Genomic DNA, 8770 nt, shown 5'->3' on the forward strand with positions numbered 1-8770 from the left:
ATTATCGACTCAAAATCAATGGCATTCGCAAAAGTCAATTGCAAGTCAGTGATTTTATTTTCAATAGTGCAGTTGTGAATGACACCATCAGAGGAACTGGTAACAATGATGATTTGTTTGGTGGTTTAGGTAACGATAGCCTACTAGGTGGTGACGGTGATGACCGTTTGTTTGGGGAACAAGGAGATGACAAATTATTAGGTGGTGCTGGGGATGATACTTTGCACGGTGGGACAGGGAATGATACCTATTCTTTCATAGCTAATACTGCCTTGGGAACCGACACAATTATAGAAACCACAACAGGTGGTACTGATACTATTAACTTTAGCGGTACTACAGTTGCCGTAAACCTAAATCTAGGTTTAACCACCTCGCAAACGGTTAATAGCAATCTCAAACTCATTCTCTCTGCCAACAACGTGATCGAAAATGCAACGGGTGGCACAGGTAATGACCGTCTCACTGGTAATACACTAAATAACACTCTGATTGGTGGTAACGGAAATGATCGACTGCAAGGGTTAGCAGGGAACGATACCTATTCTTTCCTAGCTAATAGTGCTTTGGGAACCGACACAATTATAGAAACCACAACAGGTGGTACTGATACTATTAACTTTAGCGGTACTACAGTTGCCGTAAACCTAAATCTAGGTTTAACCACCTCGCAAACGGTTAATAGCAATCTCAAACTCATTCTCTCTGCCAACAACGTGATCGAAAATGCAACGGGTGGCACAGGTAATGACAGTCTTACCGGTAATACACTAAATAATACCCTGATTGGCAGTGGCGGAAATGACCAACTCCAAGGGTTAGCAGGAAATGACACCCTTGAGGGAGATAATGGTAATGATATTCTCACAGGTGGAATCGGTAATGATTTTCTCTGGGGAGGACTGGGCAATGATACTTTGACTGGAGGAGTTGGTAGTGATAAATATGCATTCCAAGGCAATGGTGTATTTAACACAAGCTTAGGTATTGATTACATCACCCAGTTTGAAGCGCGACAAGACCAGATTGTGCTGAGTAAAACCACCTTCAATGCTGTTACTAATACTGTGGGACAAACTTTAACTGACTTTGCTGTTGTCACTAACGATCAATTCGTCAACGCTAGTAAGGCACATATTGTCTTTAGTCAAGGTAGTGACAAGTTATTCTATAACCGGGATGGGAATGTTTTGGGTACAGGAACAGTGTTTGAGTTTGCCCGTTTAGGAAATCCTGATATTACTCTCAATAGTAGCAATTTCAGTCTAATTGCCTAATACCGCTTCGCCCAATTCTAAATAAAAAATATCCAACTATTTATTGTGAGGTGGTTATCTTGCCCACCCCACAAAGTTGGATAATTTATGTATTGGAAGTCCCTTAACTTCCTTCAGCGATCGCAATAAAATTAAAAGCAGACTTTTCTTTCAAACCTATCCCACTAATACCGAAATATCAACCTATCATACTAACTGGAAACTTGGAAATTATTTTTAAAAGGGCTTCTCTTGCCGTCTGTCTGACTTTTTTATTCTCATCAATGCTTTAATTAATGGTTCTGCTGCACTAGAATTTTCAATTTCTCCTAATGCCCAAGCTGCTATTTAGGTATCGTGGTTGAAGTGTAATGCGAGATGCTCTTCATCAAAATATGTGCCATCAATGAATAAAGCGTCACGCTCTAAACCAAAACGCTCGAAACCGCGTGACTTATAAAGGGAGGATGCTGCTAAATTATTCGCAGTAACTCCGAGGACAATCTGTCGCAGAACACCAAGTTGTCGGGCATAGGATAATGCTTGATCGAGAAGCGCTGCTCCAACACCTTGACGGCGGAATTCGGGCAAAACATACATACTCCATAGTGAAGCGATGTGAGCGCGTTTCGGGCGACTCTCACGAGAAAAGCCAAGCATTCCTGCTAGTTGTTCTCTGTCATCGAAAGCACCAAAAATACCACTAGTATAATTATCGTGAGCGTGTAGTTTTGCAGCAAAGGCGGTCAAAGTCAAGCAAGCCTCCTGCTCAAAACTGGAAGCAAAAGCCGTCGGTGATTTACTCAATGCTTGTAAACGCAGTTCGCGGTAAGCGGCGACATCTTGCGAGTTTAAAAATCGGATTTTCATGTTATCTGTATTCGCATGTGGTGGTCGCAATCACAGCGTTTTGGCATTACTTCACTTCAAATAATACACAATATTTTGAGCCAAGATTTATTCTTATACAAATCTTGCCAGTATCCAGTACAACGGGCGTTGCTGGTTGGAAATATGAATTAGCCTCCCGCAAAGTCGCAAAGATGATTTTATAGATTTTACTTTGCGTCTTTGCGTGAAATATTCATCCCTAGATTCAGCAACGCCAGAAAAACAAGCTTACTTATATAGCAGTCCTATTTGATTCGTGAAAAATATAAAACTTGAAAATGAACCGCAAAGTATTGGCTTTGGGCGCAAAAGAAAGAAGAAAGAGATATATAATTTTCACAAATGATTTAGGACTGCTATAGTTAATAATTCTTGTGAAAAATTAAACAGTTGGTTCTTGGTATTTGACTCCTCGTTTTTGATGACGGTCATTAGCAACTATAGGATAAACAATGCTGCGTAACCGATTGATTGCACCAACAGGACGATGCACTGCTAGACCATTCCCAGGAGAAAAACTAAGATTTTCCCCAAAGTCATTATCTTTAGCAGAATTAACCTTCTGATGCTTAACTGTTAGGCGACCAACTGTAATAAAGGGTGATTCTTTTTCATTCCAAACAATAGTAGTATCATCAATAGACATTTCTGGGCTAGTTTGAAATTGAATTTGAAAGTCCCAACAATATTCAGCATCAGGCTTTGCTAAAGCTTGAATGATATCATCTCGGTAGTAGTTGTCCTCTGAACCGGAGGCTTTGGCGCGCTGAAGCTCACTTTCTGGTCTGGATTCGAGAGGAAGTTGTTGATGAGGTGGTTGACTGGAAACTGGAGTAAATGCATATTTAATTACAACCGGATATTCTACAGGAACTCGACCTGGTTGGGATGGGTCAAAATCAGATTTGAGTCCCAAAGAAAATGCTGAAGCACTCCAATAGCGTTCTGTGAGCAAACTCTTAGGAAACCGTTTGAAACTGTTTTTTAAAAGAGTAGATTCGTAGGGATGCAACTTTAGCCAAAAAAGCACCAACAGCTTAAAAAGGGGAAACAGCCCTGCTCGATAAACGGCTACAAAAAAGCTGTGGAAGTCTTTGATGGTTCTAACAAAAAAGAATTCGGTATTGTGGGCAATAATATCTTGGGTTTTTAACTCGTGACTTTGCGGTAGTCGTTCTCCTTCTACCCCTATTACCTTTACGGCCATGGAGCGCGTATCCCCTTCATAATCATTCTTTACTGAAAACGCTCCATTTGCAAATCGTAGCCAAACCGGATATTGTTTGGGTTTGGTAAATAAACCTTGTTTTAGAGAAATAGCTTGAAGTTGAGCTTCAGTTAATGAGGTGCGTTTGCTCAATTCCTGTTTAATTGCTACTTCATCAAAGTCAAAGATTTCTAGAGTCCCTTGTACAGCAGCGTTGGTTTTAGAGTGGGTATCTCTCTTTGCAGTTTCTTTCTTCTTACCTCCATAAAGATTTTCCATATTCTTTTTGACTAGCTCACTCATGAGATCGGAATATTTGGCTTCGTCTTTTTCTGGGTATTCGGTAAATAGTTTCATTTTTTTAGGTAGGATTAATCAATTGATTTTATTTGAAGCTGCTTAGACATCGCTTGTTTGCAATTATTGTAAAATCAGCTTTGAGTGACAGAGTGAAAAGAGTATTATTAAGAGCGATCGCTATACCAAGGTCTTCTTTACAACATGTTATGTATAACAAGCTTTTAAGAGTTAGGGTACGATCGCACTAAAAGCCGATCTTTAGTGAAGGTCAAAACTAACTTTGTACTTTCTGCCTGAGGGAGGAACGTTGCGATTAACTAAATCAGAGACAGTGTTGGTATTTTGAATAATTTCCCAACCCACAGGCGAAAAAGTCTTTTCATTAAATATATTGGGTGATAGTAAAGGATTAGTTAGGGCTTGAGAAAAAGCATCAATCCCAATTAAGCGTGCTACTAGGGAAGGAATAGTTGAATTTTTCCGCCCATCCTCGGCGTAAAGTCCTACAAAGAACTCAATATTATCAACATGACCATATAATTCTTTGAGTTTATTTTGAGCAAATTCATTGCCAGTAATTTGCTCAAACGTCGTGACTCTGGGGAAACCACACAGTTGGCGATAATCGTTGTAGCTTGCTAATTGCAACTGTCGTCCCAGTCGGATTGAGGGTAATTCTGTTAACTCAACCAATATATCAGGGGTGTTAAATAAACCAATTTTTGTACCTGGTTGAGAACAAGTTTCTTCCATCAATGCCCCTAAACCTTGGTCAAAAAACATCTTATTGTTCCAAAGGGATGTAGCAATATGAGTTGGTTTACCGTTATAGTTAAAAGTTTCTGGAATCGCACTATGCCAGCGATAAACAAAGTCAAACTCAATTGCCATATAATTGGGACGATGCCAGCTTTCTTTAGTAAAAGCTTCAGGATCAGCAAACAACTTAAAGTGATAAGGAGTTATGTGGTTAATGTACTCTTCCATAATGATTTTGAGAATAATCGCCATGAGAATATTTCTCGATGTTTGGAAGAGGCGTTCATCATCCCAATTAGGGTAATTCTTTGCTAATTCATCACAAAGCCGATTATGTTCCCGGAGACATAGAGTATTGAGCATTACATAGCCAATTTGCACATTTGCTCGTTCTACTCCCATTGCAAACATATATTGTTTTTTATCTACAGACTGTCTTTTTTCATCATTAAGAGGTTCATAAAGACCGTCAAATTCAGGCTTAACTTTATCCTGTGCTGCATCAGCATAATAAAACAAGGGATATTCTTCTTCTACACCATCTTGGCGTTTGAGTTTCTGAGTTTTTAATTTACCTCCTTGAAAAGCTCTTAAAAGATGTGTTTGTTTTCTGGTTAAGCCATAAACATTACACAAATCAATCTCGTGATTGGAAGTATTTTTTAATTTATTAAAGTGATTAAGGCGAAGAAAGCTATCTGTAAACCACTGTACCCAATAGGGAAACAGCATAGTTGATTTGGGAGAATAGATGGTTTTACCATCCTTTTTACGGAATAAAACAGCTAGGTCTTCAACTTTAGGTAAATTGCCTTCAGCGTTTAGCTTGGGATCGGGGGGTAGATGTCGTCCTGTATAAGTGCGATCGTTGAGTGATTCCCAAGAAGTATAAGTATCAGTTTTTTTAGGAATTTCAGTATCAGGAATATGCTCATCTAGACTCATCATACTGTAGGGATTAGGACGAGTTGGAATTTTATAGATGAGGCTGTTAAGCAAAGTTTTATTAACTTTACGTGCAATAAATTTGTTACTTTGGAGAAGTTGCCAAATCGGTTTAAAGTTCGTTAAAACGTATGTTTGAATTTTATTCTCTAAACCGTCTTTGGATGTATCTCTTTTTCCTGTCATAATTTTTACCTAATTTTTTGCAATTCTGTATTTAATGCACTCAAAAATTATCTGTTTCTATTAACCAAATTAATTCAAATTATTTCAGTTTAGAAATAATTCTTTGTAGGTTTTTTGGTCGATAGTCTTTGCGACTTTTCAAACGGTTGATCGTGCTTTCATGAAGGTCTTCAATGGCATCACTGACCTCACGAAATTTGATTCCTGCCAATTTAAAAAATCCAACATCGTTCTTAAAGTCACATTCGTAATTGGGGTTAATACCTGTCGGAATCACACTTGTATCGAAGTCAAGCCCCAATTTCATTTCACCGATGGCATCAATCATCCACTGTAAGGCAGCATCTGATAACCCACTATGTTCTTTGGTTCCACCACCAACACAGCCGTGCCCACCTGGGAACCACTTTTGAATTACCCTCTGGCTTTCGTCGGCTTCAGGATGCTTTTTCATGGGGGTAACATCAAAGATTTCGCGGATTTCGTCGATTGCCATCGCGTGCAATGCATTTTGAATACATTTGTTTAAAGTAGTGTCATGGAATCTGTACCGCTTATTCAGCTGCTCGTGCAACTTGCTGAAGCCGGGTATCCCAGGAATACCAAGGGCCCCAACTGTGTCAAAACAACCGAGCAATGCGATCGGGACGCGATCGCCATAAGCTTGACGGTATTCTGCTGCTACTTTATCCTTGGGTTTAATATCCCGGTTACGGTAAAGCTCGTAAGCTTCATGTGCTTTGGTGACATGGGGGCGGTCTAAAAGACCGGAGCAATAGATCATCCCCGCCAGACTTCTAACTGTGTAAGCACCACGACTGAAACCAAATAGATAGATTTCGTCACCAGGAACATAGTTGAGGCTAAGAAATCGGTAGCCATCTTCTATATTTCTATCAATTCCTACTCCGGTTGCTCCCCCTAAAACCTTTTGACTCTCGGTTCCAACGCCCTCGTCATAAAATATGATCTGTGTAACCCCGTCACTAGCGATCGGTTTCACGGATTGAGCTAGCTTAACTACATTGCTTGGGTAAATACTTGTTAACTGTTGCCAAGTTCCATCGCAGCAAATGACAATACGTTTCATAGTTAGATTTCAAAGCTTTTAAGTAATTAGTTCAATTTTTCATCAAGGTGTGAGTTCGGCATAGAGTTAAGGCAAAGGTATTTTTTATATCAAAAATATGTCTATTTTTATCAACGCTTTAGCGAAATATAATCTCACTTTTTTAATGAAAAGGCAAGGACATTTAAGACAGATAAGCAGGAAATTAGTTAAATAATATTAAGTAGCTATCCACGTAACAAAACTATAAAAAGCTAGAAATAGTTAATTGAATTTTTGTTTTTAAAATTCAATCATCAAAGTATATTAAACAAGATGCAGAATTCATAATCAATTAAATCGGGAATTCAGCGCAAAGTGCGGTCTTGGGGTCTCCCCAAGAGGAGCAACTTTGTAAGAGAGACCCGCCACTACGAAAGTTGACTACAAAACAAGAAAATTTGGTGTGGTGTTTCACGGCTATTCAAACGCTCTCTACAAGACGTAACACTCTTTCGTCGCTGAACGGCAGTTGCTACCCTGCCTTAACGCTAAGAGCGTAGCTTGCTTGCTTCCCGTAGGGGTACAAATTGGGGAACCGCAAGGGCGCACTGCTTCACCAATGGCGTAGAATTTAGAATTAAATTCTGGCTCCTAAATTCTTTCTTGTTAAAGTAAAAAATATTGCCCATCTACTAACTACCTCTCTCTCTATGACACCTTCTACAAACCAGGTTTATCCCGTTATTTGGCACAATGACTCAGTGTCACTAATTGATCAAACTCGCTTACCAAACGAATATACATTTGTAGAAATTCACCGCAGTGAAGATATGGCGCGGGCGATTAAAACTATGATTGTGCGAGGTGCGCCTGCAATTGGCGTGGCTGCTGGGTATGGAATGTATCTTGGTGCCAGGGAAATTAAAACAAGCGATCGCCACGAATTTTTGCAACACTTAGATAAAGTAGCCCAGTTGTTGCGTTCTACTCGTCCAACGGCGGTAAATTTATTTTGGGCAATTAGCCGGATGCTGAAAGCCGCCTACGAAACGCTGGGAACAGTAGAAGACATCAAACAAACCCTTTTCCAAACAGCCCAAGCAATTAATATTGAAGATTTACAAACCTGTCAAGCGATTGGCGACAATGGTTTGGCAGTGTTGCCCACTACCCCAGAAAAGCTGAGGCTGCTTACTCACTGTAACGCTGGGGCGTTAGCTACTGCTGGTTATGGCACAGCATTGGGTGTGGTGCGTTCTGCATGGAGGGAAGGACGTTTAGAACGTTTATTTGCCGATGAAACTCGTCCTCGCTTACAAGGCGCAAAACTCACCACTTGGGAATGTGTGCAAGAAGGTATTCCAGTTACATTAATTACTGATAATATGGCAGCCCATTGTATGAAACAGGGTTTGATTCATGCTGTAGTTGTAGGTGCCGATCGCATTGCTGCTAATGGCGACACTGCTAATAAAATTGGTACATATAGTGTTGCGATCGCAGCTAGAGCACATAATATCCCCTTCTTTGTCGCTGCGCCCCTTTCTACCGTTGATTTTGAATTAGCCGATGGTAGCAAAATTCCTATTGAAGAACGCGAACCAACAGAAATTTATCAAGTTGGCGATACTATTCTCACACCTGAAGGTATAGATTTTTATAACCCAGCTTTTGATGTGACTCCGGCAGAGTTGATTACAGCAATTATTACAGAGAATGGAGCGATCGCACCTGATAAATTAGCAAAATCACAGGTAAAGCAATTAGTGTAATTCAGTTCGACAAACCCCTCCTTGTCTTTAACCTACGATGTATACACAAGTCTGAAATAGTTTACTCACCTGCGTTTCACGTCAGTTTTACCCCACCCTAACCCTCCCCTTATAAAGGGGAGGGAACTAGATTTTCGGTTTCCTTCCCCTTATAAAGGGGATTGAACTAGATTTTCGGTTTCCTTCCCCTTATAAAGGGGATTGAACTAGATTTTTGGTTTCCCTCCCCTTATAAAGGGGATTGAACTAGATTTTCGGTTTCCCCCCTTTATAAATGGGATTGAACTAGATTTCCGGTTTCCCTCCCCTTAGGGACTTCCAGAAAATAAATTATTCCATTAACAATAATGATAATCATTTTAAAAGGGGGGATGAAGGGGCTGCCGACGGCAGCCCCTTCATC

At 40.0% G+C, this 8770-nt stretch carries 7 protein-coding genes; 2 read left to right on the plus strand and 5 right to left on the minus strand.

Annotated elements, in window-relative coordinates; genetic code table 11:
* Positions 1-74: 74 nt before the first annotated feature.
* The gene (locus V7K25_RS06040; RefSeq protein WP_335155997.1) at positions 75-1277 is read left to right on the plus strand and encodes a calcium-binding protein; all 1203 of its coding nucleotides are present in this window, start codon (positions 75-77) and stop codon (positions 1275-1277) included.
* Between the two features lie 216 nt (positions 1278-1493).
* Here V7K25_RS06040 and V7K25_RS31550 read toward each other — a convergent pair whose 3' ends face one another.
* The 5 genes from V7K25_RS31550 to V7K25_RS06060 form a co-directional block, all read right to left on the minus strand.
* A complete protein-coding gene (locus V7K25_RS31550) occupies positions 1494-1604 on the minus strand; it encodes a hypothetical protein (RefSeq protein WP_442948066.1) in 111 nt (36 codons plus the stop codon).
* The gene (locus tag V7K25_RS06045; RefSeq protein ID WP_335155999.1) at positions 1605-2126 is read right to left on the minus strand and encodes a GNAT family N-acetyltransferase; all 522 of its coding nucleotides are present in this window, start codon (positions 2124-2126) and stop codon (positions 1605-1607) included. It lies immediately after the preceding gene.
* Between the two features lie 403 nt (positions 2127-2529).
* A complete protein-coding gene (locus V7K25_RS06050; RefSeq protein ID WP_335156001.1) occupies positions 2530-3711 on the minus strand; it encodes a catalase in 1182 nt (393 codons plus the stop codon).
* A 201-nt stretch (positions 3712-3912) separates the two neighbouring features.
* Positions 3913-5544, minus strand: coding sequence for a peroxidase family protein (locus V7K25_RS06055; protein ID WP_335156003.1), 1632 nt, complete (start codon positions 5542-5544; stop codon positions 3913-3915).
* Positions 5545-5623: 79 nt separating this feature from the next.
* Positions 5624-6634, minus strand: a complete 1011-nt coding sequence (locus tag V7K25_RS06060; RefSeq protein WP_335156005.1) for a DUF2235 domain-containing protein — start codon at positions 6632-6634, stop codon at positions 5624-5626.
* 671 nt (positions 6635-7305) lie between these two features.
* Between V7K25_RS06060 and mtnA the strand changes: the two genes are divergently transcribed.
* Positions 7306-8367, plus strand: a complete 1062-nt coding sequence (gene mtnA, locus V7K25_RS06065; RefSeq protein ID WP_335156007.1) for an S-methyl-5-thioribose-1-phosphate isomerase — start codon at positions 7306-7308, stop codon at positions 8365-8367.
* The last annotated feature ends 403 nt before the right edge of the window (positions 8368-8770 follow it).

The organism is Nostoc sp. (assembly GCF_036919495.1).
Taxonomy (GTDB): domain Bacteria; phylum Cyanobacteriota; class Cyanobacteriia; order Cyanobacteriales; family Nostocaceae; genus Nostoc.

What these genes read in the sequence shown, in the direction of transcription:
- V7K25_RS06045 (WP_335155999.1), bottom strand. Translation starts at nt 2,126, where the DNA reads ATGAAAATCCGATTTTTAAACTCGCAAGATGTCGCCGCTTACCGCGAA.
- V7K25_RS06050 (WP_335156001.1), bottom strand. Translation starts at nt 3,711, where the DNA reads ATGAAACTATTTACCGAATACCCAGAAAAAGACGAAGCCAAATATTCC.
- V7K25_RS06055 (WP_335156003.1), bottom strand. Translation starts at nt 5,544, where the DNA reads ATGACAGGAAAAAGAGATACATCCAAAGACGGTTTAGAGAATAAAATT.
- V7K25_RS06060 (WP_335156005.1), bottom strand. Translation starts at nt 6,634, where the DNA reads ATGAAACGTATTGTCATTTGCTGCGATGGAACTTGGCAACAGTTAACA.
- mtnA (WP_335156007.1), top strand. Translation starts at nt 7,306, where the DNA reads ATGACACCTTCTACAAACCAGGTTTATCCCGTTATTTGGCACAATGAC.